General features: G+C 68.0%; 26 protein-coding genes. 3 read left to right on the top strand and 23 right to left on the bottom strand.

Annotated elements, in window-relative coordinates:
- Positions 1 to 75: 75 nt before the first annotated feature.
- From ABFG95_RS15005 to ABFG95_RS14965, 9 genes are all read right to left on the bottom strand, one after another.
- Positions 76 to 909: an AraC family transcriptional regulator gene (locus tag ABFG95_RS15005; protein ID WP_054418729.1), complete on the bottom strand. Its 834-nt coding sequence runs from the start codon at positions 907 to 909 to the stop codon at positions 76 to 78.
- Positions 910 to 1285: 376 nt separating this feature from the next.
- Positions 1286 to 2224: a glyoxylate/hydroxypyruvate reductase A gene (locus ABFG95_RS15000; RefSeq protein ID WP_278992517.1), complete on the bottom strand. Its 939-nt coding sequence runs from the start codon at positions 2222 to 2224 to the stop codon at positions 1286 to 1288.
- A 99-nt stretch (positions 2225 to 2323) separates the two neighbouring features.
- Positions 2324 to 3391, bottom strand: coding sequence for an ABC transporter substrate-binding protein (locus tag ABFG95_RS14995; protein ID WP_348994717.1), 1068 nt, complete (start codon positions 3389 to 3391; stop codon positions 2324 to 2326).
- Positions 3388 to 4560, bottom strand: a complete 1173-nt coding sequence (locus ABFG95_RS14990; RefSeq protein ID WP_049070360.1) for an FAD-dependent oxidoreductase — start codon at positions 4558 to 4560, stop codon at positions 3388 to 3390. Before ABFG95_RS14990 ends, ABFG95_RS14995 begins: the two co-directional genes overlap by 4 nt.
- On the bottom strand, positions 4557 to 5942 hold the full coding sequence (locus ABFG95_RS14985) for an FAD/NAD(P)-binding oxidoreductase (RefSeq protein WP_348994716.1): 1386 nt from the start codon (positions 5940 to 5942) through the stop codon (positions 4557 to 4559). Before ABFG95_RS14985 ends, ABFG95_RS14990 begins: the two co-directional genes overlap by 4 nt.
- Positions 5939 to 6268, bottom strand: coding sequence for a (2Fe-2S)-binding protein (locus tag ABFG95_RS14980; protein WP_059268734.1), 330 nt, complete (start codon positions 6266 to 6268; stop codon positions 5939 to 5941). Before ABFG95_RS14980 ends, ABFG95_RS14985 begins: the two co-directional genes overlap by 4 nt.
- Positions 6269 to 6305: 37 nt before the next feature.
- Positions 6306 to 7100, bottom strand: coding sequence for an ABC transporter permease (locus ABFG95_RS14975; protein WP_054418835.1), 795 nt, complete (start codon positions 7098 to 7100; stop codon positions 6306 to 6308).
- A 15-nt stretch (positions 7101 to 7115) separates the two neighbouring features.
- Complete coding sequence (locus ABFG95_RS14970) at positions 7116 to 8003, bottom strand: ABC transporter permease (RefSeq protein WP_049070352.1); 888 nt, start codon at positions 8001 to 8003, stop codon at positions 7116 to 7118.
- Between the two features lies 1 nt (position 8004).
- Positions 8005 to 9075 (bottom strand): ABC transporter ATP-binding protein, encoded by a 1071-nt coding sequence (locus tag ABFG95_RS14965; RefSeq protein WP_054418837.1) that lies wholly within the window; start codon positions 9073 to 9075, stop codon positions 8005 to 8007.
- Between the two features lie 197 nt (positions 9076 to 9272).
- Here ABFG95_RS14965 and ABFG95_RS14960 point away from each other — a divergent pair, with 197 nt between their 5' ends.
- Entirely contained in the window at positions 9273 to 10115 is an 843-nt protein-coding gene (locus ABFG95_RS14960) for an IclR family transcriptional regulator (protein ID WP_278992510.1), read from the top strand.
- 471 nt (positions 10116 to 10586) lie between these two features.
- On the opposite strand, the gene ABFG95_RS14955 is transcribed toward ABFG95_RS14960, so the two are convergent.
- Together ABFG95_RS14955 and ABFG95_RS14950 are read right to left on the bottom strand one after the other, a co-directional pair.
- Entirely contained in the window at positions 10587 to 11750 is a 1164-nt protein-coding gene (locus tag ABFG95_RS14955; protein ID WP_059268730.1) for an alpha-hydroxy acid oxidase, read from the bottom strand.
- Between the two features lie 201 nt (positions 11751 to 11951).
- The gene (locus ABFG95_RS14950; protein ID WP_049070344.1) at positions 11952 to 12848 is read right to left on the bottom strand and encodes a phytanoyl-CoA dioxygenase family protein; all 897 of its coding nucleotides are present in this window, start codon (positions 12846 to 12848) and stop codon (positions 11952 to 11954) included.
- 161 nt (positions 12849 to 13009) lie between these two features.
- Between ABFG95_RS14950 and ABFG95_RS14945 the strand changes: the two genes are divergently transcribed.
- On the top strand, positions 13010 to 13294 hold the full coding sequence (locus tag ABFG95_RS14945; RefSeq protein ID WP_049070342.1) for an acylphosphatase: 285 nt from the start codon (positions 13010 to 13012) through the stop codon (positions 13292 to 13294).
- Positions 13295 to 13444: 150 nt separating this feature from the next.
- Here the strand turns inward: ABFG95_RS14945 and ABFG95_RS14940 are convergent, their stop codons facing one another.
- The 6 genes from ABFG95_RS14940 to ABFG95_RS14915 form a co-directional block, all read right to left on the bottom strand.
- Positions 13445 to 14350 (bottom strand): EamA family transporter, encoded by a 906-nt coding sequence (locus tag ABFG95_RS14940; RefSeq protein ID WP_049070341.1) that lies wholly within the window; start codon positions 14348 to 14350, stop codon positions 13445 to 13447.
- Positions 14351 to 14390: 40 nt separating this feature from the next.
- Positions 14391 to 15449, bottom strand: coding sequence for a GntG family PLP-dependent aldolase (locus ABFG95_RS14935; protein WP_175146026.1), 1059 nt, complete (start codon positions 15447 to 15449; stop codon positions 14391 to 14393).
- 5 nt (positions 15450 to 15454) lie between these two features.
- A complete protein-coding gene (locus ABFG95_RS14930) occupies positions 15455 to 16189 on the bottom strand; it encodes an amino acid ABC transporter ATP-binding protein (protein WP_049070339.1) in 735 nt (244 codons plus the stop codon).
- A gap of 51 nt (positions 16190 to 16240) precedes the next feature.
- Positions 16241 to 16930 carry an ABC transporter permease subunit gene (locus ABFG95_RS14925; RefSeq protein ID WP_054442481.1) on the bottom strand — a complete coding sequence of 230 codons (690 nt, stop codon included), beginning with the start codon at positions 16928 to 16930 and terminating at the stop codon, positions 16241 to 16243.
- An 8-nt stretch (positions 16931 to 16938) separates the two neighbouring features.
- The gene (locus ABFG95_RS14920) at positions 16939 to 17691 is read right to left on the bottom strand and encodes an amino acid ABC transporter permease (RefSeq protein ID WP_049070335.1); all 753 of its coding nucleotides are present in this window, start codon (positions 17689 to 17691) and stop codon (positions 16939 to 16941) included.
- 103 nt (positions 17692 to 17794) lie between these two features.
- Positions 17795 to 18703, bottom strand: coding sequence for an amino acid ABC transporter substrate-binding protein (locus tag ABFG95_RS14915; RefSeq protein WP_049070333.1), 909 nt, complete (start codon positions 18701 to 18703; stop codon positions 17795 to 17797).
- Positions 18704 to 18874: 171 nt separating this feature from the next.
- On the opposite strand from ABFG95_RS14915, the gene ABFG95_RS14910 reads away from it, so the two are divergent.
- Positions 18875 to 19807 carry a LysR substrate-binding domain-containing protein gene (locus tag ABFG95_RS14910; protein ID WP_006389526.1) on the top strand — a complete coding sequence of 311 codons (933 nt, stop codon included), beginning with the start codon at positions 18875 to 18877 and terminating at the stop codon, positions 19805 to 19807.
- A gap of 75 nt (positions 19808 to 19882) precedes the next feature.
- Here the strand turns inward: ABFG95_RS14910 and ABFG95_RS14905 are convergent, their stop codons facing one another.
- The 6 genes from ABFG95_RS14905 to ABFG95_RS14880 form a co-directional block, all read right to left on the bottom strand.
- Positions 19883 to 20338 carry a DoxX family protein gene (locus tag ABFG95_RS14905; protein ID WP_348994715.1) on the bottom strand — a complete coding sequence of 152 codons (456 nt, stop codon included), beginning with the start codon at positions 20336 to 20338 and terminating at the stop codon, positions 19883 to 19885.
- 11 nt (positions 20339 to 20349) lie between these two features.
- On the bottom strand, positions 20350 to 22245 hold the full coding sequence (locus ABFG95_RS14900; protein WP_348994714.1) for an amidohydrolase: 1896 nt from the start codon (positions 22243 to 22245) through the stop codon (positions 20350 to 20352).
- A gap of 129 nt (positions 22246 to 22374) precedes the next feature.
- Complete coding sequence (locus ABFG95_RS14895) at positions 22375 to 22635, bottom strand: XapX domain-containing protein (RefSeq protein WP_049070330.1); 261 nt, start codon at positions 22633 to 22635, stop codon at positions 22375 to 22377.
- Positions 22636 to 22659: 24 nt separating this feature from the next.
- On the bottom strand, positions 22660 to 23364 hold the full coding sequence (locus ABFG95_RS14890) for a pirin family protein (RefSeq protein WP_063580918.1): 705 nt from the start codon (positions 23362 to 23364) through the stop codon (positions 22660 to 22662).
- A 42-nt stretch (positions 23365 to 23406) separates the two neighbouring features.
- Complete coding sequence (locus ABFG95_RS14885; RefSeq protein WP_063569790.1) at positions 23407 to 24999, bottom strand: MFS transporter; 1593 nt, start codon at positions 24997 to 24999, stop codon at positions 23407 to 23409.
- Positions 25000 to 25116: 117 nt separating this feature from the next.
- Entirely contained in the window at positions 25117 to 25803 is a 687-nt protein-coding gene (locus tag ABFG95_RS14880) for a hydrolase (RefSeq protein WP_047992354.1), read from the bottom strand.
- Positions 25804 to 25887: the final 84 nt, after the last annotated feature.

The following is a 25887-nucleotide window of genomic DNA, read 5'->3' as shown; positions in this document are numbered from 1 at the left end:
TCGATGCCAGGGCCGCCGCGCCCACGGCGTGAACGACGGCCCCGGCAGCGCGGGCCATCGCGTGGTGTCCGGCGTTTACTTCAACGGCATGCAGATGCGCGTCTGCAGTTGCGCCGGTGGCGTGGTGCGCGGGTCGTTCAGGTATTGCTCGAACATGGGGAAGTCCGCCGGCACCATGCCGCTGCCGGGCAGCCATTCCGAGAACATCCAGTTGTAGGCCTTGTCCATCTCGTTGTACGGGCCGGTGTAGGTCAGCATGGCGCAGCGGCTGGCGGGGATTTCGAAGCGCTCCAGCTCGTCGCCCAGCACGGCGTCGGGCGCGACCGACACACCCGCCATCGAGCGCAACTGGGCCGGCGGCACCTGCTCGGGATCGTCGAAGTAGATGCCGAAGCCGATGGCCTCGGGACGCGCCAGGCCGCGGCTGGCGGCGAGCATGAAGGCGCGGGAGAAGACCGGGCCGATTTCCTGGTAGCTGCCACGGTGCGGCAGGGCGGCCAGCACGGCGCCGGGGAAGGTTTCGATGGTGATGGGGTACATGCCTAGCTCCTTGGGGTCGAAGGGTCGGGAGCGGGTCGCGCGGTAGCGCCCCGGCGGGATGCCGAAGGTCGCGCCGAACGCGCGGTTGAAGGCGGCGTCCGACTCATAGCCGGCGCGCTGCGCAACGTCACGCAAGGAATCCCCGGTACTGCCCAATGAAACGGCCGCGCGGTGCATGCGGATGCGCTGCACGGTGGCGTTCACGGTTTCGCCCATCACGGCGCGGTAGACGCGGTGGAAGTGATAGGGCGAGAGGCAAGCCAGGTCGGCCAACTGGTACAGGTCGGGGTCGGCGTCGGGGTGGCTTGCCAGCCAGCGCAGGACGGGGTCCAGGCGGTGGGCGTAGGTGGCGCGGGTTTGGGGTTTCAAGTGCGTGGCTCCTTGGGGAGCAATGTAGGCGGGCCTGGTTTGCAGATTTTGCGGTTTTTTTTCTTTGAGTTGGGTAGTTGTTGTTGCTGGTGGGGAGTGGGGTTCTTTAGACGCCCGGCACGCCGGGGCGAGGGGATGCGGGGCTACGATTGCGGTCCGGAGCCTCCGCTCCGGACTGCCCCATCCTCATCCTCGTCCGCCTTCGGCTCCCTACGGATTCCGTCGGGCGCATCTACACGCCCCGCATCCCCTCGCCCCGGCGTGCCGGGCTCTTGTTGATTTCACTTCAAGGGCGCTGGTGGGGAAAGCGAGTTTTCCACAGGGTCTCGTTTTTCTGTGCAACGCGCCGGCTGTGGATAAGTGCTTGGCGGGGTTTTCAGTAGCCGCGGATGGGGTCGTAGATGTTGGGCAAGGCCTCGCCGCGTTCGTTGGCGGTGATGAGCCAGGCGGTGTGGCGGGCGCGTTCCTGGCGGTCGGGGATGGCGGCGCAGTGCGGGGTGATGATGATTTGGGGGTGGGTCCAGAGGGGGGACTCGGGCGGCAGGGGTTCGGGGTCGAAGACGTCCAGCAAGGCCTGGTGCAGGTGGCCGCTGTCGAGGGCGTCGAGAAGGTCCTGCGTGACCATGTGGGCGCCGCGGCCGGCGTTGATGAGGCTGGCGCCGCGAGGGAGACGGGCGAAGGTGTCGCGGTTGAGGATGCCGCGGGTGGCTTCGGTGGCGGGCAGCAGGCAGACCAGCAGGTCGGTGCGGGACAGGAATTCGGGGAACTGGTCGGGACCGGCGTAGGAGGGCAGGCCGTCGGGCAAGGTGGTCGCGCCGCGCGACCAGCCGCTGACGGGGAAACCGACCTTGGCCAGCAGGCGGGCGGCGGCGATGCCGAGGTGGCCCAGGCCCATGATGCCGACGCGCATGTCGGCGGCCACGCGCAGCGAGTCGTACAGTTCCCAGTGGCGACGGGCCTGCTGGTCGATGGCGCGCTTGAGGTCGCGGGTCAGCATCAGGGCGCTGGTCAGCACGAACTCGGCCATCTCGGTTTCGGTGCGCGGGGTGACCATGCGGGCAATGCGCAGGTGGCGCGGCCAGGCGGGGTCGGAGACGATGTGGTCGACGCCGGCGCCGGCGCTGATGATGAGCTTGAGGTTGGGGAAGGTGGCCAGGCGGCCGGGCTCGGGCGCCCAGACCAGGGCGTAGTCGACCGAGGCGGGGTCGACGTCGTCGAACCAGCTGACGATCTCCAGATCGGGCGCGTGGCGCTTGAACTGCTCGCGCCATTCTTCCATGGCCGATTCGCCGCCAGACCTGATGATGAGCCGCATGCCTCGCTCCTGCGTGAAGGGCGCGCGCGCCCTGGATGTGATCGGCGCCTTGCCGACCGCGACGCGCGCAGCGTCGCGGTCGGCAAGGCGCGCCTGTCCTCAGCGTTCGACCGAGCGGTTCCAGCGCGCGTTGAAGGCGGGACGGGTGGCGTTGATCTGGTCCCAGTCCAGGATCTTGGCGTTGGCCATGTAGCCCTGGAAGCGCTTGAGCGCCTCTTCGCTGCCGGCCGGCGGTTGAACGTTCTTATTGGACGGGAAATGGCCGCCCATTTCCAGTGCCTTGGCCTGCGCCTGCGGCGACAGCAGGTACAGCGCCAGCTTCTGCGCCAGTTCCGGCTCGCTGTTCTTGGCGATGACGCACTCGGCCACCATCAGGATCACCGAGCCTTCCTTGGGCTGGGCGTATTCCACCGGGATGTCGCGCTTCTTCAGGCGGGCGATGGCGGTGGGCGTGAGCGGGAAGATGGCGGCTTCGTTGGACTGGATCATCTCGGCCAGCTTGGCCGAGTTGGGGATGTATTCCAGCACGTTGGGGCCGATGGTGGACGGCCACTGCTTGAAGCCGGGCTCGGTGTTCTGGTCGTTGCCGCCCTGGATGCGGTTGAACATCAGGAAGCCGTGCAGGCCGAAGGTGCTGCCCGAGGCCGACTGGAACACCACTTTGCCCTTGAACTTGGGATCGGCCAGGTCCATCCACGAGGTCGGCGCGGCCCAGCCTTTCTCCTTGAACAGGCGGGTGTTGTAGCCCAGGCCGGTCATGCCGATGTCGATGCCCGCGGCCATGCGGTCCTTCATGACGGCGGTGGGGTAGAGGTCCTTGAGCACCGGATCGTCGTTGAGCGGCTCGCACAGGCCCATGGAGATGGCGCGCGCCATGATGCCGTCGTCCAGGAACATGACGTGCATCTGCGGCTTGTCCTTGAACGCCTGGGCCTTGGCCAGCACGTCGGTGGAGGTGCCGGGCACCACCACGATCTTGACGTTGTTGGCCTTCTCGAAATCCGGGAACACGTACTGCGTGAAGGCGCGCTCCATGTCGCCGCCGTTCATGCCGACGTACAGCGTCTTCTGCTGCGCCATGGCGCCCGCCGACAGCGCGGCCAGCGCCAGGCCCAGCAGCCACTTCCCCTTGGACGGGCGGCGAACGCCCTGTTTGTTGTGCTTCATGGTGACTCCAGCGTTTGCTCACGAACAGGCCCCAACCGAGCCACGGCGCCGTGAGCGGCCCCCGTGTATCGTCCGATGCCGAAGGCGTCGATGGGAATGGAAGACCGGCCGTTAACGACCAGTTCGGAAAGCACTTCGCCCACGGCGGGGCCGATCTGGAAGCCCGCGCCGGACAGGCCGAAGGCATGGAACAGGCCCGGCACGGTGGCGCTGGGGCCCAGCACCGGGTTGTGGTCGGGCATGTTGCCCTCGACCCCGGTCCAGAAGCGGATGACCTGCGCCCCGCGCAACGGCGGCAGCAGGCGCGCGGCGTTGGCCATCAGCGGGCCCAGCGCCTCGCGGCCGGGACGGGCGTAATCGGGGCCGGCGGACACGGCGCGGCCCCCACCGATGACGCAGTTGCCTCGCGCCACCTGGCGCGCGTAGATGCCGCCGCCCTGCATGCCGAGGCTGACATCCATGAACAGCGGCAGCGGCTCGGTCACCATCATCAGCGGATGGATCGCGGTCTCGGGCACGGTTTCGCCGAAGTCCTGCGCGAAGCGTCCGGCCCAGGCGCCGGCGCAATTGAGCAGGAAGCGCGAACGCACCTCCAGCGCATCGCCGGCGCGCAGGATAAAGCGCTCGCCGTCGTGGATGGCCTGCGTGACGGGGGTGCCTTCGCGCACATCGGCGCCCAGTGCGCGGGCGGCGCGGCCGAAGGCCGGCGACACCAGGCGCGGGTTGGCGTGGCCATCCTCGGGGCAGAACGAGCCGCCCACCACGTGCGCGCCCAGCCAGCCGAAACGCCGCGCCAGCGCGGCGCGGTCCAGCATTTCCAGGTTCATGCCGAAGCCGCGCGTCCGCGCGCGGTAGGCATGCAGGGCTTCCAGGTCCGCATCGGAACACGCCAGCTTCAGGTGCCCCGAGCGTACGTATTCCCCGTCGATGCCGATCAGTTGCGGCAGCTGGCCCCAGAGTTCGTGCGCGCGGCGCGCCAGCGGCATCTGCTCCAGGTCGCGGCCCTGGCGGCGCACGCCGCCATAGTTGACGCCGCTGGCGCGGGCCCCGCACAGCGCGGCCTCCAGCAGCACCACCGGCACGCCCAGCCGGCGCAGGAACAGCGCGGCGCTGCCGCCGACGATGCCGCCGCCAAGAATGGCGACTTCGGTGTCGATGCGTTCGGTCATGGCGCGGCCTTCTCCGTGCGGTCGAGACAGACGATATCCACAGGGATCGGCTTGACCGGCGGCTGGCCACGCAGGCGGCCGACGCCGTCCGGCCCGGCGCCGCAGGCGTGCGCCAGCACTTCGGCCGCGCCGGCGCCGCACATGCGGCCCTGGCAGCGGCCCATGCCGACGCGCGTCAGCGCCTTCAGGCGGTTCAGTTCGCGCGCGCCGGTGCCGTGGACCGCCGCGCGCAGCGTGCCGGCGGTGACTTCCTCGCAGCGGCACACCACGGTGTCGTCGGCGATGTCGGCGGCCCAATCCTCGGGAAACGGAAAGGCGCGCTCCAGCGCATCGCGCACGCGGCCGTTGGCGGCCAGGCGGGCTTCGAGCTGGCGCGCCCGCTGCGCCGGCTGCGCATGGCCCGCATCCTCCAGTAAGGCGAGCGCGGCGCGCTCGCCGGCCAGCTCGGCCGCGTCGGCGCCGCCGATGCCGGCGCCGTCGCCAGCCACGTACACGCCGGCCACGCTGCTGCGCCCGGCCGCGTCCAGGCGCGGCGTCCAGCCACGGTCGCGGACATTGAAGGCGAACTGGCAGCCCACCAGGCTGGCCAGTTGCGTTTCGGAGCGCAGCGACAAGCCATAGCCCAAGGCGTCGCAATCCACCCGCCGCTGCCGCGATCCCTGGCGGTAGGCCAGCCCGGTGACGCGCGTCTCGCCCTCGACCCGCACCGGCCGCACGCCGCTGGCCATGGGCACGCCATGCGCGCGCAGCCAGGCCATGTAGTACAGCCCCTTGGCCAGCAGGCCCGGCGCGCGCAGCATGCCGGGCAACGCCGCCAGGCGGTCGGCGAAGCGCGAGGTATCCAGCACCGCCACAACGCGGGCGCCGGCCTTGGCGTACTGGTAGGCGACCAGATAGAGCAGGGGGCCGGTGCCCAGGAACGCGACGCGCTCGCCGATGGCGCAGCCCTGGTGCTTCAACGCCACCTGCGAACCGCCCAGCGTGTACACGCCCGGCGTCAGCCAGCCCGGGAACGGCAGCACGCGATCGGTGGCGCCGGTGGCCAGGATCAAGTGGGTGTAGGGCACGGGCGCGCTCTTGCCGTCGCGCAGCACATCGAGCGTCTTGCCTTCGGCGTTCCACACCAGGCTGCCGGGCCGGTAATCCAGTTGCGGCGCCAGCTCGTCCATCTTGCGATGCAGCGCATCGGCCTTGCGGTGCTCGAAGCCATACAGCGACGCCTTGGAGCGCGCGAAGCCCGGCGGCGGCTGCCGGTAGATCTGGCCGCCGGCGCGCGGCGCCTCGTCCAGCACCACCGGCCGCAGGCCCTGGGACGCCAGCGTCTGCGCGGCGCGGATGCCGGCGGGGCCGGCGCCCACGATCACGGGCAGGATCAGGTTCATGAGGCGTCGCCCTCCGCCGCCAGCGTGCCCGGCACCTGCTCGGCGCGCAGCGGCGCGCTGCGCAGGCGCATGCCCGCTTCGATGTAGGTGGAACAGGCGCGCAGCCGCGTGCCGTCCTCGCGCTGCATCCAGCAGTCCTGGCAGGCGCCCATCATGCAGAAGCCGGCGCGCGGCCCGCCGCCGAATTCCGAGACGCGCAGGCGCTCGGCCTGCGTCAGCACCGCCGTCAGCACGGTATCGCCCGCCAGCGCGCTGCAGGGTTTGCCGTCCAGCGTGAAGGCGACGGCGGGCCGGGCCGTTTCGGCCAGGCGTTTCAGTATTGCCATGATGGCGGGGTCTCCCGTTGCGTACCCGGCGTGATCGTCATTTCTGTCCCACCAGCACGCGGTCCAGGCCGTAGACACGGTCCAGCAGCAGCATGGTCACCGCGGTCAGGCCGATCACCAGCGCCGACACGGCCGCCATCATCGGGTCGATCGACTCGGTGGCGTACATGTACATGCGCACCGGCAGCGTGATGGTCGAGGGCGCGGTGATGAACACCGACATGGTCAGTTCGTCGAAACTGTTGATGAAGGCCAGCAGCCAGCCGCCCGACACGCCTGGAATGATGAGCGGCAGCGTCACCTGGAAGAACACGGTGGCGCGGCTCGCGCCCAGCGACAGCGCGGCGTGCTCGACCGAGCGGTCAAAGCCCACCAGCGCGCCGATCACCAGCCGCATCACATACGGCGTGATCACCACCACGTGGCTGAACACCAGCCAGCCGAAGCTGCCGGTGGTGCCCAGCAGCGCGAAAAAGCGCAGCAGCGCCACGCCCAGCACCAGGTGCGGGATCATCAGCGGCGACAGGAACAGGCCGTTGAGCGCATCGCGTCCCGGAAAGCGGTAGCGCGTAATGGCGATGGCCGCCGGCACCGCCAGGCACACGGCGATGCTGGCCGACAGGAACGCCAGCCACAAGCTGTTCTTGAACGCCTGCATGAAGTTGGGATGCTCGAACACCGCGTGGAACCAGCGCAGCGAGAACTGCGTGGTCGGCACCGTCAGCGTCGACTCGGGCGTGAACGCCACCAGACACACGATGGCCAGCGGCGCCAGCACGAACAGCACCACCAGGGCATTGAAGAGCAGGGCGAAGGGACCGTTTTTCTGCATGATCGCTGTCCTCGCTCAACCCAGGCTGCGCCGGTAGGAACGTTCCACCACGCGGTTGTACGCCATCATGATGACGACGTTGACCACCAGCAGCACGATGGCGATGGCCGCGCCCAGCGGCCAGTTCAATTCGGTCAGGAATTCGTCGTAGACCACCGTGGCCACCATCTTCAGGCGGCGTCCGCCCAGCAGCGCGGGAATGGCGAACGAACTGGCCGACAGCCCGAACACGATCAGGCTGCCCGAAAGGATGCCCGGCATGGCCTGCGGCAGCACGATACGCAGCAGCGTCTGCAAGCGCGACGCATTGAGCGACAGCGCCGCGTGCTCCACGGTCGGGTCCAGCTTCTGCAGCGAGGTCCACACCGGAATCACCATGAACGGCAGCATCACGTGCACCAGGCCGATGATGACGGCGGTAGGCGTGTACAGCAGTGGTCCCAGGCCCAGCGCCGCGGCCGCGCGGCCGATGGCCCCGCCCGGCCCCAGCAGCATGCTCCAGCCGAAGGCGCGCACCACCAGCGAGATCAAGAGCGGCGACAGCACCACCAGCAGGAAGATCGAGCGCCACGGCTTGCCCATGCGCGACAGGATGTAGGCCTCGGGCGCGCCGATCAGCACGCAGATCAGCGTGGTCACGCCCGCGATCCAGAACGTGCGCCAGAAGATCTCCAGGAAATAGCCGTCGGTCACCACCGCCAGGTAGTGTTCGAAGGTGTGCCCGGGCAGGATGCCCGCGCTGTAGTCGAACGGACGGAACGACAGCACCAGCGTCAACGCCAGCGGCGTCAGCACCAGCGTCAGGAACACGATCGCCAGCGGGATCGAACCGAGGATGGCCAGCAGCCCGTCGGTGCGCGGCTTGGGCGCGCTGGCGGCGCCGGGTTGGGTCAGCGTCGCCATGTCAGGCCTCTTCGGCAACGGCCGCGACGGGCAGCACGCGCAGCACGCCCTCGGCCCAGTCCAGGCCGATCTGGTCGCCATCATCGTGCGGCCGGCGGCCGTCGTTGGGCGTGAGCACCGTCAGCGCCCCCACCGGCGAATCCAGCCCGTACATCCACTGGCTGCCCAGGAAGTAGCGCGTGCTGACCACACAGGACAGCTTGCCCTGGCCGGCCGGCACCGGCACCAGCTTCTCCGGCCGCAGCGACAGCTGCACACTGTCGCCATGGCGCAGCCCCGCGCCGTCGACCAGCACGCGCAGCGCGCCGGTCTCCACCTCGGCCTGCGCGCCGCAGCGCGTCACGCGGCCCGGCAGCAGATTGGTCTTGCCGACGAAACGAGAGATGAACTCGCTCTGCGGATGCTCGTACATGCGGTAGGGCGCATCCACCTGCGTGGCGCGGCCGTCCTGCATCACCACCACGCGGTCGCTGATGGACAGCGCCTCCGCCTGGTCGTGCGTCACCATCACGGTGGTGGTGCCGATCTGCTTCTGGATGCTGCGCAGCTCGAACTGCATGTCCTCGCGCAGCTTGGCGTCCAGGTTCGACAACGGCTCGTCCAGCAACAGCACCGGCGGCCGGATCACCAGCGCGCGCGCCAGCGCCACCCGCTGGCGCTGCCCGCCCGACAGTTCACGCGGAAAGCGGTCGGCGTGCTTGTCCAGCTTCACCAGCGCCAGCGCCTCGCGCACCCGCGCCTGGCGCTCGGCGCGCTCGACCTTGCGCATCTTCAGCCCGAACGCCACGTTGTCCGCCACCGTCAGGTGCGGAAACAGCGCATAGCTCTGGAACACGATGCCCAGCCCGCGCGTGTTCGGCTTGGCATGGGTGATGTCGCGGCCGTCGAGCGTGATGCTGCCGCGCGTCACGTCGGCAAAGCCCGCGATCATCTGCAGCGTGGTGGTCTTGCCGCAGCCCGACGGCCCCAGCAAGGACACGAATTCCCCTTTCTCGACCGCCAGGCTCAGGTCCGAGACCACCCGCAGGTCGCCGTAATTCTTGGAGACGTTGTCCAGCCGCAGAAATGACATATTCCAACCCCCTGCCCGGTAAGGCGCGGTGCGCGGGACCCGCCCGCGTTGCAATCGATGCAGGGCAGTCTAGGAGGGGCCGAAAAGGCCGGTCAATTAGGGTTTTCCGAAGAATCGAATTTTCTACTTATTATTTCCGTATAGCTGAATTTCCTGATAAAAATACAGCCGTATATTTTGATTATCGGAATTGAACAATGAAGAAATCAGAAGCCGCCGACGACGCCGGCGCTCAGGGCGTCCTGCAACGCGCCTTCGCCGTGCTGCGCGTCCTGTCCGACGCCAAGGGCGAAAAATTGCGCCTGACCGACATCGCCGCCCGCACCGGCCAGGCCCAGGCCACCGTGCACCGCGTGCTGCAGGGCCTGGTGCAGGAAGGCATGGTCGAACAGCCCGCGCAGAGCAAGGGCTACCAACTCACCGTCGCCTTCTTCTCGCTCGCGGCCAACGCCGGCAACCACCAATCGACCCTGCGTTCGATCTACCGTCCCGCCATGCTGCGCCTGAGCGGCATGCTCAACGACACCATCTTCCTGCTGGTGCGCAGCGGCTTCGACGCCGTCTGCCTGGACCGCATCGACGGCGCCTTCCCGGTGCGCTCGCACACCGGCGACATCGGCGGCCGCGTCCCGCTCGGCCTCGGCCAGGGCGGCCTGCTGCTGCTGGCCAACCTGCCAGACGCCGAACGCGAGGAAGTCCTGCGCTTCAACATCCCGCGCCTGCACCACCTGGGCTTCGTCGACGAAATCACCATGCGCGCCGGCATCAAGGAATGCCAGGAACTCCAATACGCCCGCAGCAAGGGCCAGGGCATCTTCCCCAACATCGCCGGCCTCGCCGTCCCCGTGCACGACCCCAACGGCATCACCGTCGCCGCCCTCAGCATCGCCGCCCCCGTCGAACGCATCAGCGACGAACGCCTGCCCCTGATCGTGGAGATTCTGCGCCGCGAAGCCGCCGGCATCAGCGCCCAACTCAACCCCTTCGACCCGGCGCTAAGGCGCCCCAGCCAATTCCTGGGAACCGGCAACCGCGACTGAAACGACCAGCCACACCGCCCCCTCTCCCCACCCAAGGCCGGGCCAACCCAGCCCCGCATCAACGTCGCGCAGCGCACATCGCGCCACCACAAGACACCGCGTAAGTCATGGCCGGCTGCCCGCGCAGCCGACCATGACGGGCAACGCACACTCTTCATGCCCCCTCCGCTCCAACAACGCCTCAACTCTCGACACCCGCAGGCCGGCGCGGCGAGGGGCGGGCGGGGCGCGCCGTGTAGATGCGCCCGAGGGAATCCGTAGGCAGCCGCCTCAGGCGGCAACGAGGATGACGATGGGGCAGTCCGGAGCGAAGGCTCCGGACCGCAATCGTAGGCGCGCCCCGCCCGCCCCTCGCCGCGCCGGCCGACCTACGAAGCACGACTCGCCAAGCAAAAACCCCAAAGCAAGAAAACAAAAAAGCCGGCAAGCCGCAACAGCGACCCACCGGCTTCCAGCCAATCAGCGCAACGCTCAAACGGGATAAGTCCCCGGCAGGAGAATGCTCCGATCCCCGACTTCGATATTGCGCCGCCCGCAAAGCGCCATCGTCGTATCCATTTCCTTGTACAGGATCTCCAGCACGCGCTTGACGCCCGCCTGCCCATATGCGCCCAGGCCGTAAAGGAACGCCCGCCCGATCATCGCGCCGCGCGCGCCCAGTGCCACCGCCTTGAGGATATCCTGCCCCGAGCGCACGCCGCCATCCATCCACACTTCGATCTTCGACCCCACCGCATCCGCGATCGACGGCAGCGCCGCGATCGACGACATCGCGCCATCGAGCTGGCGCCCGCCGTGGTTGCTGACGATCAGCGCATCCGCCCCGCTGTTGGCCGCCAGCTGCGCATCTTCGACATCCAGGATGCCCTTGATGATCAGCTTGCCGCCCCAGCGCTGCTTGATCCACTCCACATCGTCCCAGCTCAGGCGCGGATCGAACTGCTCGGCCGTCCACGACGACAGCGACGACAGGTCGCTCACGCCCTTCGCATGGCCGACGATGTTGCCGAACGTGCGGCGCTTGGTGCCCAGCATGCCCAGGCACCAGCGCGGCTTGGTCGCCAGGTTGATGAGATTGCGGAGGGTCGGCTTGGGCGGCGTCGACAGCCCGTTCTTGATGTCCTTGTGGCGCTGGCCCAGGATCTGCAGGTCCAGCGTCAGCACCAGCGCCGAGCAGCCCGCCGCCTTGGCCCGGTCGATCAGGTTGCCGACGAACTCGCGGTCGCGCATCACGTACAGCTGGAACCAGAACGGCTTTCCGGTGGCCGCGGCCACGTCTTCCAGCGAGCAGATGCTCATGGTCGACAGCGTGAACGGCACGCCGAAATCGGCCGCCGCCTTGGCCGCCAGGATCTCGCCATCGGCGTGCTGCATGCCGGTCAGGCCCGTCGGCGAAATCGCCAGCGGCATCACCGCATCCTGGCCCACCAGCGTGGTGCGCAGCGAACGGCCTTCCATGTTCACCGCCACGCGCTGGCGCAGCTTGATCTTCTGGAAATCGCTTTCGTTGGCGCGGTAGGTGCCCTCGGTCCAGGCGCCCGAATCGGCGTAGTCGTAGAACATGCGCGGCACGCGCTTGCGCGCGATCGCGCGCAGGTCTTCGATGCAGGTGATCGTGGAAAGGTCAGCGGTCATGGTTATTCTTCTGGGGAAAGAGGGGTCGCGATCCCGCAGCGCGCCCACCCCTGCGCGCAACCCGCCCGCGTCGCAAGGACATCCGGGGTCGCGCATGGCGGCCAGGCCCTGCGGCGCCGCCCAGTATACGCGCCGAGGCCGGCAAGCGTCCCTTGCCGGCCCCGTGCCCCCCCTACGTCGCCGCCGATTGCCCGGCCGCCGCTACCTCGGCCAGACCTTGCTCACCGCCCGGATCGTGGCCCACGCCACCCAGCGCGGGCTGGTCAGGCGCGCCGCTGGCAAGCGCCGCATCACATCCACCGCCAGGCCGCCGCGGCGATGCCATTCCTTCTTGCGCGTCTGGCTGTCGGTCCAACGGCCTTCCAGCCACGGAAACTCGCGCCGTCCCGGCTTGTAGACCGGCGGCGTGTTGTAGATCAGGATGTACGCCAGCCGCGGCTGCGGCGAGGTATTGGCGCCGGTGAAATGCAGCGTGCGCGCATCGTGCACGGTGCAGCCGCCGGGTTGCAGCGGCTCGGCCACCGCCTGCTCGCGCGGGAAGTCGGCGCAGCATTCGAGCGGATGCAGCGTCTTGTCGCCGCCCGGCGAGCGGTGCTCCAGCACCTCGCCCTTGTTCGATCCCGGAATGAACTGCATGCAGCCGTTCTCCAGCGTGGCCGGCTGCAGCGCCAGCCAGATACTCAGCTCGTTGTAGATGAAATCGGGCGAACGGAACGCCTCGTCCTGGTGCCACGGCGTCTCGGGCCCGACCAGCGCCGGCTTGAGCAGCGCGTGTTCGCCGTACAGCGCGGCGTCCTCGCCCAACAGCTGGCGCGCCAGCTCCAGCGTGCGTTCGTGATACTGGGTCTTCAGCAGGCCCGGGGCATAATGGCGAGGATCGTGCAGACTGGGAAACTTGGCCGGCTTGGTCGGGTCGTCGCGGCTGATGAAGTCGTACTGCGCCCCCTCGTTATAGCCGGTCTTGTTCGCGAACAAGTCCAGCAACGTGCGCCGGATGTAGCCCACCTCGTCCTGCGGGCACATATCCTGCAGGGCCAGGTAGCCCCGTTCCCTGTACCGCGCTGTTTCTGCTTCCGACAACAAACTGGTCTCTTCCATAATGGCTTCTCCAAGCTTTGCTTGCGGGCGTTCCCGTTGGCACGTTTCGACATGTGCACTAACGTATCGCTTCGATGCCCGGGGGGCCTATCGACCATCCGCTGTAGCCGGAACCGTCTAGCCCGCCGGCGCGCCGCGGCGCATCATCCGAAGGAATTCCAATGCAAGACACCCATATAGAAACCGTTCATGTGACCGTCAGCGGCGCCGTGCAGGGCGTGGGCTACCGCCATGCCGCCGTGCGCCGCGCCCACCTGCTGGGCGCGCGCGGCTGGGTGCAGAACATGCTGGACGGCACCGTGCAGGCGCTGGTGCAGGGCACGCCCGACCAGGTCGATCACATGCTGGAATGGCTGCGGCGCGGGCCGCCGGGCGCCGAGGTCACCGAAATGGTCACGCGACGGGAGTACACCGACAAGCGCTACGCCCATTTCGAACAGCTGTAGAACGCACGCCAGGCGTCCCGCCTTTCATCCCAAAGTGGGTGGAGGACACGGCCAGGGAAGGATGAATACCGCGGGATGAGAACCGGCGCAGCAACGCCGAGGCGGGCGCGGCGACCGCCGAATCGACGAAGCGCAATGCGCGCGGCGGGATCAGCGGTTGCGCAGCCAGCGCCCGCCCACCTGGTTGATGACCAGCCCCATCAGCACGCAGCCCGCGCCGGCCCACTGCAACGGCTGCAACCGTTCGTCGAAGGCCGCCGATGCGGCCCACAACCCCACCACCGGCACCAGCAGCGAGAACGGCGCGATCTTGGCGGCCGGATGGCGCGTCAGCAGCTGGGTCCACAGGGTATAGGCCAGCAGCGTGGCCAGCACCGCCAGGTACAGCACCGACAGCGCCTCGCCCCAGCCGATGCCCAGGATCATGTCCGTCACCGCGTCCCAGCCATCCGCCATCACCGCCAACGCCAGAAAGGGCAACACCGGCGCGGCGCTGCTCCAGGCAATGAAGGCGAAAGGATCGTAGCCAGGGGCCTTGCGGCTGGCCAGCCGCACGATGATGTTGGACACCGCCCACATGGAAGCCGCGCCCAGCGTCAGGACAAAGCCCACCATGGTCATCTGCCCCGGCCCGTCGCCGCGGCCCGCGGCGATCACCGCCAGCCCCAGCGCCGCCACGCCCAATCCGGCCCAATGATGCGGCCGGGCTCGCTCGCGCAGCATCGGCGCGGCCAGCAGCAGCGTGAAGAACGCCTGGGTCTGGATCACCAGCGAAGCCATGCCCGCCGGCATGCCGAACTTGAGGGCCGTGAACAACAGGCCGAACTGGCCCAGGCCCTGCACCAGTCCATAGGCCGCGATCCATTGCCAGGGCAGGCGCGGCGGCCGCACGAACAACACCAGGGGGAAAGCCGCCAGGGCGAACCGCAGGGCGCCCAGCATCATGGGCGAGAGGCCTTTGAGGCCGAACTTCATGACCACGAAGTTCAGGCCCCAGATCACCACTACCGCCAGCGCGCAGAGATAGTCTTTCTTGGAGAGGTGGGTAGCGGACATGCCTGCATTATCGCATCGCCCGCCCCCGAAAAACGCCGATTCAGCGGCTTGCCAGCACCTTTTTGAAGGCCTCGATGGCGCGGTCGATGTCCTCGTCGTCGATATGGCGGTGCGTCACGCAGCGCAGGCGCGTGCGGCCCCACGGCCGCGTCAGCAGGCCCGCGCCTTCCAGCGCCGTGACCCAGTGCGCATTGGTCATGCCCGTGTCGGCGGTCTCGACCTGGACGATGTTGGTCTGCGGCACCGTGGCCGACAAGGACGGATCGAGCCGGTTCAGGCCATCGCTCAGGCGGCGCGCGCGCGCGTGGTCCTCGACCAGGCGGTCGCCCATGGTCTGCACGCCTTCCAGCCCGGCCGCGGCCATGATGCCGGCCTGGCGCTGCGTGCCGCCAAGCATGCGGCGCAGCATGCGGGCGCGCGCCATCACCGGCCGCGCGCCGGTCAGCACCGCGCCCACCGGCGCGCTCAGGCCCTTGGACAGGCACAGCGACACCGTGTCGGCATGGCGCGTGATCTCGGCCGGCGCCACGCCCAGCGCCACCGCGGCGTTGAACAGGCGCGCCCCGTCCAGGTGCACCGGCACGCCGCAGTCCTGCGCCATGCCATGGACCGCCTGCATGTGTTCCAGCGGCAGCACCGTGCCGCCAGCGTTGTTGTGCGAAGTCTCCATCGCCACCAGCGCGGTCTTGAGCTTGTGGCCGCCGGACTGCAGCGCGTCTTCCAGGCGGTTCAGGTCCATGGCACCATCGGTGCCCGTCACGCCCTGGTAGAACAGCCCGGTGAAAGTGGCGGCGCCGCGCTCGGACGTATACATGTGCGCGGCCGATTCCAGCACCACCTGCTCGTTGCGCTGGCTCTGCGCCAGCACCGCCAGCAGGTTCGCCATGGTGCAGCTGGGCACGAACAGCCCGGCTTCCTTGCCCAGGCGCGCGGCAACGTGGGCCTCCAACGCGCGCACGCTGGGGTCGCCATCGAGCCCGTCGTCACCGATCGGGGCGGTGCGCATGCGCTCGTACATGGCGGCGGTGGGGTGGGTCACCGTGTCGCTGCGCAGGTCGACGAGTGCGCTGGAGGAGTCGACGGAAATCCGCTGGGTCATAACAATCAGTGCTGCAGAATTTTGGAAAGAAATTGGCGCGTGCGCGGCGCGCGCGCCTCGACATCGTCGAAGAAGGCCGTCTTCGGGCAGTCTTCGACGATCTTGCCGCCGTCCATGAAAATCACACGGTCGGCCACGCGGCGGGCGAACCCCATTTCATGGGTCACCACCATCATCGTCATGCCTTCGCCGGCCAGGTCGGTCATCACGTCCAGCACTTCGTTGACCATCTCCGGATCCAGCGCCGAGGTCGGCTCGTCGAACAGCATCACCACCGGATCCATCGACAGGGCGCGGGCGATCGCCACGCGCTGCTGCTGGCCGCCGGACAGCTCGCCCGGATGCTTGTCCTTGTGCGCCGACAGGCCGACCCGCTCCAGCAGCGCCAGCGCGCGGGCGCGGGCCTCGTCCTTGCCGCGCTTGAGCACCTTGAGCTGGCCCAGGCACAGGTTCTCGGTCACCGACAGGTGCGGGAACAGCTCGAAGTGCTGGAACACCATGCCGGCCACCGAACGCAGCTTGGGCAGGTCGGTGCGTGGATCGCCCACATGGATGCCGTTGACCACGATGTCGCCCTTCTGGAAGGGTTCGAGCGCGTTGACGGTCTTGATCAGGGTCGACTTGCCCGACCCGGACGGGCCGCACACCACCACGACCTCGCCCCGGCCAACGGTGGTGGAGCAGTCATCCAGCACCTGGAAGTCGCCATACCACTTGCTGACCTGCTTGATCTCGATCATCGGGGGTTTCGAAGAGAGTTGCATCGTTGGACCTGTGGATAACCTGGGCGCCTAGCGCAGCACCCGCACGCGCTTTTCCAGCCGTTTGACCAGACGGGATGCCGTGAAGCAGATCACGAAATACACCACCGCCACGAAGAGATAGAGTTCCACCAGCCGGCCGTCGCGCTGGCCGATCTTGGACGCCGCGCCCAGGAAGTCGGTCAGCGACAGCACGTACACCAGCGAGGTGTCCTGGAACAGGATGATGACCCGCGTCAGCAGCGCCGGCACCATGTTGCGGATGGCCTGCGGCAGGATCACGTAGCGCATGCCCTGCCAGTGGTTCAGGCCCAGCGCCATGCTGGCCGAGACCTGGCCGCGCGCGATCGACTGGATGCCGGCGCGCATGATCTCGCAGAAGTACGCGGCCTCGAACAGCGTGAACGTGACCACCGCCGAATTGAACGCTCCCACCCGCAGCGGCGTGGGCGAACCCACGATCCAGGCGGCGATATAGGGCACCAGGAAGTAGAACCAGAAGATCACCAGCAGCAGCGGCACCGAACGCATCACGTTCACGTAGATGCCCGCCGGCACCGACAGGATCCGGAAGCGCGACAGCCGCATCATGGCCAGCACCGTGCCCAGCGCCAGCCCCATCACCGCCGCCAGCAGCGTCAGGGTCAGCGTGAAGGTCATGCCGGTCTGGAACAGGTACGGCAGCGCGCTGCCGATGACGTCGAAATCGAATTTGCCCATGTCGATTCCTAGCGCCCGTTCTTGGCCGCCGCGCCGATCAGGCCGGGAACCGCCACATGGCGTTCAAGCAGGCGCATGCCCAGGACCACGATGCCGTTCAGGATCAGGTAGATCACGGTCGCGGCCGTGAAGGCCTCGAAGATATGGAAGCTGAACTCGGCCATCGAGCGGGTCTGGCCGGTCAGTTCCAGCAGGCCGATGGTCAGCGCCACCGACGAATACTTGATCGTGCCCATGAACTCCGAGGTCAGGGGCGGCAGCACGATGCGATAGGCCTCGGGCAGGATGATGTAGCGGTACACCTGCGTCTCGGTCAGCCCCAGCGCCGTGCCCGCCTGGAACTGGCCGCGCGGCAGCGACTGGATGCCGGCGCGCAGCTGCTCGGCCACGCGCGCCGAACCGTAGAAGCCCAGGCACAGCACCGCCGGCAGGAATTGCCCCCAGGGCTGCGGCATCTGCTTCATGGCCAGCCCCCAGGCGTGCGGCAGCAGCTCGGGCAGCACGAAGTACCACAGGAACATCTGCACCAGCAGCGGCACGTTGCGGAAAATCTCGACATAGGTCGCGCCGACGGCATTGGCCAGGCGCGACGAGGCGGTGCGCATCACGCCCAGGCACGACCCCAGCAACAGCGAGAACACCCACGCCGTCAGGGCCAGCGCCAGGGTCCAGCCCACGCCGATCAGGATCGTCTCCAGGAAGGTATGCACGCCGTCGGGCGACATCTCCAGGAAGATGCTCCAGTTCCAGTTGTAATTCATGCTTCAGGACCTGTGGACAACCAAAGAAGAGGGCGCCGGCGGGCGGCGCCCCGGGTCGCGCGGCGCCGCGGCGCCCATGACAGGGCCGCCGCGGCGGGCCGGCTTACTCGTAGGCCTTGGGGTCGCCGGAGTCGGTCGGATGCGCCAGCGCGCGCTTGAGCGCGTCGCTCATCGGGTACTTCAGGTTGATCTGCTTGGGCGGGATCGGCGAGTTGAAGTACTTGTCGTAGATCGCGGCGACGCGGCCGGTCTTGATCAGGTCCAGCACGGCGTCGTCCACCACCTTCTTGAAGGCCGGATCGTCCTTGGGCTGCATGATGCCGTAGGGCGCCAGTTCCAGGCCCTTGGTGCCGATCACGAAAGCGTCCGGGTTCTTGGACGAGGCCACCACGCCATAGGCGATGCCGTCATCGTTGGCCGACCCGGCGGCGCGTCCGGATTCCACCATCAGCAGCGTTTCCGCCGTATCCTTGGTGGGCGCCATGCTGATGCCCAGGTTGCCCTCGGCGTTCAGGCGCGAGATCAGCTTGAAGGTCTGGCCGCCGGCCTGCGCGGCGATGGTCTTGCCGCGGAACGACGCCAGGTTGTTGGGATCGACGCCGCCGTCCTTGCGCGCCACCAGCACCACCTGCGCCACGAACGTGGTGGGCGCGAACGACACCAGCTTGTGGCGTTCGAGGTTGTTGGTGGTGTTGCCGCATTCCAGGTCGATGGTGCCGTTGGCCAGCAGCGGGATACGGGTGGCGGACGTGGTCGGGTTGTAGCGCACGTCCAGCTTGGGCAGTTTCAGCGCGGTCTTGATGTGCTGGGCGATTTCCTGGCAGATCTCGACGGTATAGCCGATCGGCTTCTGGTTGCCGTCCAGGTAGGCGAACGGCACCGAGGTCTCGGGGTGGCCGATGGTGATCACGCCGGTGTCGCGGATCTTGTCCAGGCGGCTGGGGCCTTCGGCGTGGGCGGCGGCGCTGCCGAACAGGGCGGCGGCGACCGAAATCGCGGCAAATGCTTTCATCGTATTCCCTTGGCGCCGGTCGTGCGGCGCGTGTTTATGTTCACGAACAGCGGTGCCGGATTGCATGCGAACCGCCGCGTCCCGCGATGAGCCCCGCGGCTGGCAAAAAGTATCAACTAGCGTTATGGTTTTATCCAGTTCCAATCGGGTATTCCTCTATACGGATTTGATATGGCCATTACACGAATGGGCTTGCGACACATCGAGGCTTTCCGTGCTGTCATGATGACCGGATCCATGACGGCGGCGGCGCGACGAGTGCACACCTCGCAGCCGCACGTTAGCCGCTTAATCGCGCAATTGGAAGCAATCACCCAGTTTCCCCTGTTCGACCGCAATGGCAGCCGCCTGACCCCCACCCAGGACGGCTCGCGCTTCTTTCAAGAGGTGGAAAAGACCTTCATTGGCCTGGCCGGCCTGGAATCGGCGGCGGCCAGCATCCGCTCGTTCAGCGCCAGCCGCCTGAGCGTGGCCGCCATGCCGCGCCTGGCCGGCGGCCTGCTGGCGCGCATCGTGGCCGCCTTCAAGACCGAATACCCGGACGTCATGGTCTCGATCCACTCCGGCAACGCCAGCGCCGTGCACAACTGGATCAGCTCGGGTTTCTGCGACACCGGCCTGGCCATGCTGTCGGGCGACAGCCCCGGCATCCAGGTTGAACCGGTGCTGACCATGAACTGCGTGGCGGTGCTGCCCAAGGGCCACCGGCTGACCAAGCTGAAAAAGCTCAAGCCCGCCGACTTCGCCGGCGAACCCTTCATCGCCTTCCCCAGCGCCACGCCGCTGCGGGAGAAGATCGACGCGGTCTTCAAGGCCGCCAAGGTCGAGCGCCAGACGGTGGCCGAGGCCGGGCTGGGCTCGTCGGTCTGTGCGCTGGTCGGCGCCGGCCTGGGCGTGGCGCTGATCAACCCGCTGGCGGCGCGCGAGGAATACGAAGCCAACGGCGTCGAGGTCCGCCCCTTCAGCCCGGCGGTGCCGGTCACGGTGGCGCTGCTGTACCCGCCGTACCATACCCGTACCCGGCTGGTGAGCGTGTTCTCGCGCTATGCGCACCAGCTGATGCAGGAGGAAATGGCGGACCTGAAGGCGCGGCCGGGGCGGTGAGGGCAGCGGCCCCCCTCGCCTGGAAACGACAAGGCCCCGGAATCGGGGCCTTTTTTTGCCCGCGGCGTCCCGCCGTCAGGCGGTCGCGCCGTCCGGGCGCGGCTCGCGCAGATCCAGCCACGCCACCAGCAACAATCCCCCCGCCAGCCCCAGGTGCTCATAGAACGCATTGGCGGCCATGAAGCGTTCCTGGCCGACCGGCATCTCCCAGTAGCGCAGCGCAATGCCCGTGGCCACCAGCGTGAAGACAGCCAGCGCCAGCGCTCCCAGCCAGCGCAGGCGGCCGCTCAGGATCATGGCGGAGGCCGCCAGTTCCAGCGCGATCACCAGCACCGCGAACAACGGCCCGGGCGCCAGCCCGAAATGCGCCATCTCCGCCAGCGCGCCGGGAAAGTCGGTCAGCTTGACCAGCCCGCCCTGCAGGTACGCGGCGCACAGGCCCAGGTAGGCCAGGAACCGCACGGCGGAGGAGCCGAACAGCGGCCGGGCCAGGCTGGCCAGCCGCCGCTCCCATTGAAAGGTCGCGTTCATGGCCGGCCTCCTCAGACTGCCCAGCAGGAACAACCCAGCGCGCCGAAGAAGCCCTGGAGGTCGGAACTGGGCGCGTTCGAGGCCCAGGCCTTGGCATGGTCATGCCCATGCAGCCCGCAGCTGCTGGCGCACGCGCAGGCCGCCATGTTGCGGTAGCCCAGCGAATTGCGGCCGGCGCCGTCGGGGTCGCCCCAGGCGGCATAGCCACCGAACAGGCGCGTGGGCGACCAGTCCGGCATGGCCGGCGGCAGCGCGTTGTCGTCCTCGGACCCGAATTCGCCCGCGCCGTAGACCACGCGGCCGCCGACCACCGTCAGGTCCGAGGTCAGGAACGAGATCTCGTCCTCGCTGCAGCGGAAATAGTCCTTGCTCGGCACGATGAAGTCGGCCAGCTGGCCCGGCTGAATGCGGCCGCGCTTGCCTTCCTCGTTGGCGAACCAGGCCACGTTCTCGGTCCACATGCGCAGCGCGGTCTCGCGGTCCAGGCAGTTGCGCGCCGGATAGAGGCGCGTGCCGCCCACGGTCTTGCCGGTCACCATCCACGACAGCGACACCCAAGGGTTGTAGGACGCGACCCGGGTGGCGTCGGTGCCGGCCGAGACCTTCACGCCGCGATCCAGCATCTTGGCGATGGGCGGGGTGGCCTCGGCCGCGGCCGCGCCGTAGCGCTCGATGAAATACTCGCCCTGATAGGCCATGCGGTGCTGCACGGCGATGCCGCCGCCCAGGGCGGCGATGCGGTCGATCGACTTGTCGGAAATGGTCTCGGCATGGTCGAAGAACCAGTTCAGCCCGGTCAGCGGCGTGTCCTGGTTGACCTTCTCGAACACGTCCAGCGCGCGCGAAATGGTCTCGTCATAGGTGGCATGCAGCCGCCACGGCCACTTGTTCTGCACCAGCACGCGCACCACTTCCTCCAGCTCGCCTTCCATCTCCGGCGGCATGTCCGGGCGCTCGACGCGGAAGTCCTCGAAGTCGGCGGCCGAGAACACCAGCATTTCGCCGGCGCCGTTGTGGCGGAAGTAGTCGGTGCCCTGCTTGTACTTCACGCTCGAAGTCCACTTGAGGAAGTCTTCCTTCTCCTGCTTGGGTTTCTGCGTGAACAGGTTGTAGGCCAGCCGCACCGTCATCTGGCCTTCGTCGGCCAGCTTCTGGATCACGGCATAGTCGTCGGGGTAGTTCTGGAAACCGCCGCCCGCGTCGATCACGCCGGTCACGCCCAGGCGGTTCAGCTCGCGCATGAAATGGCGCGTGGAATTGACCTGGTAGTCGAACGGCAGCTTGGGGCCCTTGGCCAGCGTGGCGTACAGGATGGTCGCATTCGGCTTGGCCAGCAGCAGCCCGGTGGGGTTGCCCTGCGCGTCGCGGATGATCTCGCCGCCCGGCGGATTGGGCGTGGTCTTGGTGTAGCCCACCGCGCGCAGCGCGGCGCCGTTGAGCAGGGCGCGGTCATACAGGTGCAGCAGGAACACCGGCGTGTCGGGCGCGATGGCGTTGATTTCTTCGATCGTGGGCAGGCGCTTCTCGGCGAACTGGTGCTCGGTGAAACCGCCCACCACCCGCACCCATTGCGGCGCCGGCGTGATGGCGACCTGGCGCTTGAGCATCGCCATGGCGTCGGCCAGCGAGCGCACGCCGTCCCAGCGCAGTTCCATGTTGTAGTTCAGGCCGCCGCGCACCACATGAGTGTGGTTGTCGAACAGGCCGGGCAGGGCGCTGCGCTGCTTGAGGTCGACGCGCCGGGTGGCGGGCCCGGCCAGCGCCATGACCTCGGCGTCGGTGCCGACGGCGACGAAGCGGCCGTCCTTGATGGCCACGGCGCTGGCCAGCGGCTTGGCGCGGTCCAGCGTGGTGATGCGGCCGTTGTGGAAGATGACATCGGGAGTGGCGTTCGAGGCATTTGACATGGGGGGTTCTCCTTTGGAACGGGCAGTGGCACATCCGCCCAACAGGCTGTTCAGAGCAAGCGTGGAAGCAACACCGATAAGGTCGCGGCGGGTCGGCATACGATTATCTCCTCTGGTGCGGGAAGGGAATCAGCTATGGTCCTTGTCTTTCACCTGTCGGCCGGGCAGTTGCCCGAATACGTGGCTGACCGCCTTCTCCTTGTCGCAGGCGGCAACGAACGCCGTGCCGTTGAGCAGTTGCTTGCCTACCGGCACGATCTGCTCGCCGACCAGGATGCCGAGCAGGCCGATCAGCGCCACCAGCGGCGGCGCGGGCGAACGCACCTGCAGCAGGCTGTACACCACGCCGACCAGCAGGCCGGCGCCCAGGGAAAGTAGATAGATCTTCATGTGCGTCCTCGTGTGTGTGATGGGTCATGCATGGGTATCGGCCAACAGCAGCTCGGCATCGTCCAGCGCGGTGATGCGCACGTCGGTCTCGTCCAGGATCGCGGCGCCGTCGCCGCTGCCGATCTCGACATCGTTGATGGTCAGCCGTCCCTTGGAAGACACCAGGTAGCCACGGCGCCGTCCGTGCGCAAAGCGATACGTGGCGGCTTCGCCGGCCTTGAGCGCCACGGCCAGCAGCCGCGCGTCGCTGCGGATCGGCAGGGCGTCGTCGTCACCCTCGATGCCGCTGGCCAGCGTGACGAAGCGGCCGTTGCAGGCCTCGCGGGCGAACGACTTGCGGCCCCAGCTAGGCGGCACGCCGCGGCGGTCCGGCTCCAGCCAGATCTGGAACACGCGCGCGGGGCCGCCTTCCATATTGAATTCGGCGTGCGTCACGCCGCTGCCGGCGCTCATGACCTGCACGTCGCCGGCACGCGTGCGGCCGCGGTTGCCCAGGTCATCCTCGTGCGTCAGCGCGCCTTCGCGCACGCAGGTAATGATTTCCACATCCGTGTGCAGCAGCGGTTCAAAGCCCGCGCCTGGCGCGATGGTCTCGTCGTTCCAGGCGCGTAGCGCCCCCCAGCGCATGCGCGCGGGATCCTGGTAGTTGGCAAAGGAGAAATGGTGCTTCACGTCGAGCCAGCCACGGCGGGCATGGCCCAGGGTAGTAAGGGGACGGCGCTCGATCATGACAAGACTCCAGGTCGGGGGAATGGGTGCCGCGCGTTGCGGTCAGCGTTTCAACGCCAGGAAGTGATGCACTTCGGGTTTGTCGGGACCGATGTGAAAGCGCAGCGCTTCGGCTTGCAGGTCGGCATCGGCGTGCGAGACGCGATGATGCTGGCGCAGATGCTCGGCCCACGACTCGACGAAGAACCACTCCATCACGCGCTCCGGATCGCCCGTGTGCTCGACCACGCCCCAGGCGTAGGCGCCGTCGCGCAGTCGCTCCTGCGACAGGCGCTGCATCGCTTCCAGGAAGGCGGGACGATCCGCCTGCCGAACGCGATATTCGACCTGGATCAGCACCGGACCGCGGTCATTGGCCACCGGCGCGGACACCAGCGGCTCGGGCCAGTGGTTCGACGCCTGCAGGTCGGCCTCGCCCACCGGCAGCCGCGCCCGGTGAAACAGCAGCGCCACGGCCACCAGGCCGACCGCGCTCACCACCAGCGCATACGGCACGCCGATCTCCCGCGCGACCAGGCCCCAGCCCAGGCTGCCCGCCGCCATCGCGCCGTTGAACACCATCAGGTACACCGCCAGGCCGCGGCCCCGCACCCAGTTGGGCAGGATCGCCTGGGCCACGCCATTGAACGTGGTCAGCGCCGTGATCCAGCCCATGCCCAGCAGCACCAGCATCAGCACCGCCAGCCACTTGGGCGGCGCGAACACCAGCACGCCCATCACCACCGCGCTGACGACCGAGGCCAGCAGCACCAGGCCGTCCGCATTGAGCTTGGCGCCCAGCTTGGGCATGACCAGCGCGCCGATGATGGCCCCCGCGCCCACGGCGCCCAGCAGCACGCCATAGAAGCCCGAGGAGCCGCCCAGCATCTGCCGCGCCACCAGCGGCAGCAGGGCCCAGACCGCGCTGGCGAACAGGAAGAACACGGCGGCGCGCAGCAGCACGCGATGCAGTTCCTTGCTGGCCCGCGTGTAGCGCAGGCCGGCCCGGAACGCGCCGAAGAAGTTCTCCGACAGGGCGCTGTCGACCTTGGCGGGGCGCTTCCACCACAGCAAGGCGGCAATCACGAACGCGTAGCTCAATACGTCCATGCCGTAGGTCACCGCCGCGCCGAAGCTGGCCAGGATCAGGCCGCCCGCCGCCGGACCGATGGCGCGCGCGATGTTGATGCCCAGGGAATTGAGCGCCACGGCGCCCTTGAGGTCCTCGCGCGGCACCAGCTCCGGCACGATCGACTGCCACGTCGGCCCCATCAGCGCCGCGCCGATGCCGCCGACGAACGTCAGGGCGATCAGGTAGTCCACCGTCAACGCGCCAAAGTGCGACAGCAGCAGCAACGTGCCGCTGACCGATGCCAGCAGCAACTGCACGAAGATCAGGAAGCGCCGGCGGTCCAGGATGTCCGACAGCACGCCGGCCGGAATCGCCAGCAGGAAGATCGGCAGCGTCGCCGCCGTCTGGATCAGCGCCACCGCCGCCGGGCTGGCCGACAGGTCGGTCACCAGCCAGGAGCTGGCGACGTCGCGCATGAAGCTGCCGACGTTGCCCAGCACCGCGGCCGCCCACAGCACGGCGAAGACGGGTTGGCGCAGCGGCGCGAAGCCGCTGCCCGGGGAATGAGGGGGGGTGTTCGGCATGGAACGCTCCTGGATCGCTCGGGGGTCGCCAGGGGCGTTCATCATGCCGCCTGCCGTGTTCGAAAGGGAATCACGCCGGGCCGGAGGGGCAGCGCCACCGCCGGCCCGGCAGGCGGCTTACTTGGCCGGGTTGGGGCCGATGCGTTCGCCGTGCGTCACGCGCTCGGCCAGCTTGTGCACATGGGTGACGGCGTAGTCGATGCCCATGCCGTAGGCGCCCGAGTGTTCCTTGGCGATGCCGGTCACGGCGTCATAGGTCTCCTTGCGGGCCCAGTCGCGCTGCCACTCCAGCATCACCTGCTGCCAGGTCACCGGCACCACGCCGGCCTGGATCATGCGGTCCATCGCGTACTTGTGCGCGTCGGCCGAGGTGCCGCCCGAGGCGTCGGCCACCATGTAGATCTCGTAGTCGCCTTCCAGCATGGCGCACAGCGCGAAGGTGGTGTTGCAGACTTCAGTCCACAGGCCCGCCACCACGATCTTCTTGCGGCCGTTGGCGGCCAGCGCATCGCGCACGTTCTGGTCGTCCCACGAATTCATCGAGGTGCGTTCCAGGATCTTGTTCTCGGGGAACACGGCCAGCAGTTCGGGAAAGGTGTTGCCCGAGAAGCCGTCGGTTTCCACCGTGGTGATGGTGGTCGGGATGTTGAAGGTGCGCGCGGCCTTGGCCAGGCCCACCACGTTGTTCTTGAGCGTCTGGCGATCGATCGACTGCACGCCGAAGGCCATCTGCGGCTGCTGATCGATGAAGATGATCTGGCTGTTTTGCGGGGTCAGGACTTCGAGGTACTTGTTGGCGGACATGGTGGCTCTCTCTTTCAAGGAATCGTTCAAGGAAATGCGGCTAGGTGAATTCGGGCACTGCGCAAACCGTTCCGGCTTGCCCCG

Source organism: Achromobacter sp. HNDS-1 (assembly GCF_040084795.1).
Classification (GTDB): domain Bacteria; phylum Pseudomonadota; class Gammaproteobacteria; order Burkholderiales; family Burkholderiaceae_B; genus Achromobacter; species Achromobacter ruhlandii.
This window is presented reverse-complemented; position numbering and strand designations above follow the sequence as displayed.

What these genes read in the sequence shown, in the direction of transcription:
- ABFG95_RS15000 (WP_278992517.1), bottom strand. Translation starts at nt 2,224, where the DNA reads ATGCGGCTCATCATCAGGTCTGGCGGCGAATCGGCCATGGAAGAATGG.
- ABFG95_RS14995 (WP_348994717.1), bottom strand. Translation starts at nt 3,391, where the DNA reads ATGAAGCACAACAAACAGGGCGTTCGCCGCCCGTCCAAGGGGAAGTGG.
- ABFG95_RS14990 (WP_049070360.1), bottom strand. Translation starts at nt 4,560, where the DNA reads ATGACCGAACGCATCGACACCGAAGTCGCCATTCTTGGCGGCGGCATC.
- ABFG95_RS14985 (WP_348994716.1), bottom strand. Translation starts at nt 5,942, where the DNA reads ATGAACCTGATCCTGCCCGTGATCGTGGGCGCCGGCCCCGCCGGCATC.
- ABFG95_RS14980 (WP_059268734.1), bottom strand. Translation starts at nt 6,268, where the DNA reads ATGGCAATACTGAAACGCCTGGCCGAAACGGCCCGGCCCGCCGTCGCC.
- ABFG95_RS14975 (WP_054418835.1), bottom strand. Translation starts at nt 7,100, where the DNA reads ATGCAGAAAAACGGTCCCTTCGCCCTGCTCTTCAATGCCCTGGTGGTG.
- ABFG95_RS14970 (WP_049070352.1), bottom strand. Translation starts at nt 8,003, where the DNA reads ATGGCGACGCTGACCCAACCCGGCGCCGCCAGCGCGCCCAAGCCGCGC.
- ABFG95_RS14965 (WP_054418837.1), bottom strand. Translation starts at nt 9,075, where the DNA reads ATGTCATTTCTGCGGCTGGACAACGTCTCCAAGAATTACGGCGACCTG.
- ABFG95_RS14960 (WP_278992510.1), top strand. Translation starts at nt 9,273, where the DNA reads ATGAAGAAATCAGAAGCCGCCGACGACGCCGGCGCTCAGGGCGTCCTG.
- ABFG95_RS14955 (WP_059268730.1), bottom strand. Translation starts at nt 11,750, where the DNA reads ATGACCGCTGACCTTTCCACGATCACCTGCATCGAAGACCTGCGCGCG.
- ABFG95_RS14950 (WP_049070344.1), bottom strand. Translation starts at nt 12,848, where the DNA reads ATGGAAGAGACCAGTTTGTTGTCGGAAGCAGAAACAGCGCGGTACAGG.
- ABFG95_RS14945 (WP_049070342.1), top strand. Translation starts at nt 13,010, where the DNA reads ATGCAAGACACCCATATAGAAACCGTTCATGTGACCGTCAGCGGCGCC.
- ABFG95_RS14940 (WP_049070341.1), bottom strand. Translation starts at nt 14,350, where the DNA reads ATGTCCGCTACCCACCTCTCCAAGAAAGACTATCTCTGCGCGCTGGCG.
- ABFG95_RS14935 (WP_175146026.1), bottom strand. Translation starts at nt 15,449, where the DNA reads ATGACCCAGCGGATTTCCGTCGACTCCTCCAGCGCACTCGTCGACCTG.
- ABFG95_RS14930 (WP_049070339.1), bottom strand. Translation starts at nt 16,189, where the DNA reads ATGATCGAGATCAAGCAGGTCAGCAAGTGGTATGGCGACTTCCAGGTG.
- ABFG95_RS14925 (WP_054442481.1), bottom strand. Translation starts at nt 16,930, where the DNA reads ATGGGCAAATTCGATTTCGACGTCATCGGCAGCGCGCTGCCGTACCTG.
- ABFG95_RS14920 (WP_049070335.1), bottom strand. Translation starts at nt 17,691, where the DNA reads ATGAATTACAACTGGAACTGGAGCATCTTCCTGGAGATGTCGCCCGAC.
- ABFG95_RS14915 (WP_049070333.1), bottom strand. Translation starts at nt 18,703, where the DNA reads ATGAAAGCATTTGCCGCGATTTCGGTCGCCGCCGCCCTGTTCGGCAGC.
- ABFG95_RS14910 (WP_006389526.1), top strand. Translation starts at nt 18,875, where the DNA reads ATGGCCATTACACGAATGGGCTTGCGACACATCGAGGCTTTCCGTGCT.
- ABFG95_RS14905 (WP_348994715.1), bottom strand. Translation starts at nt 20,338, where the DNA reads ATGAACGCGACCTTTCAATGGGAGCGGCGGCTGGCCAGCCTGGCCCGG.
- ABFG95_RS14900 (WP_348994714.1), bottom strand. Translation starts at nt 22,245, where the DNA reads ATGTCAAATGCCTCGAACGCCACTCCCGATGTCATCTTCCACAACGGC.
- ABFG95_RS14895 (WP_049070330.1), bottom strand. Translation starts at nt 22,635, where the DNA reads ATGAAGATCTATCTACTTTCCCTGGGCGCCGGCCTGCTGGTCGGCGTG.
- ABFG95_RS14890 (WP_063580918.1), bottom strand. Translation starts at nt 23,364, where the DNA reads ATGATCGAGCGCCGTCCCCTTACTACCCTGGGCCATGCCCGCCGTGGC.
- ABFG95_RS14885 (WP_063569790.1), bottom strand. Translation starts at nt 24,999, where the DNA reads ATGCCGAACACCCCCCCTCATTCCCCGGGCAGCGGCTTCGCGCCGCTG.
- ABFG95_RS14880 (WP_047992354.1), bottom strand. Translation starts at nt 25,803, where the DNA reads ATGTCCGCCAACAAGTACCTCGAAGTCCTGACCCCGCAAAACAGCCAG.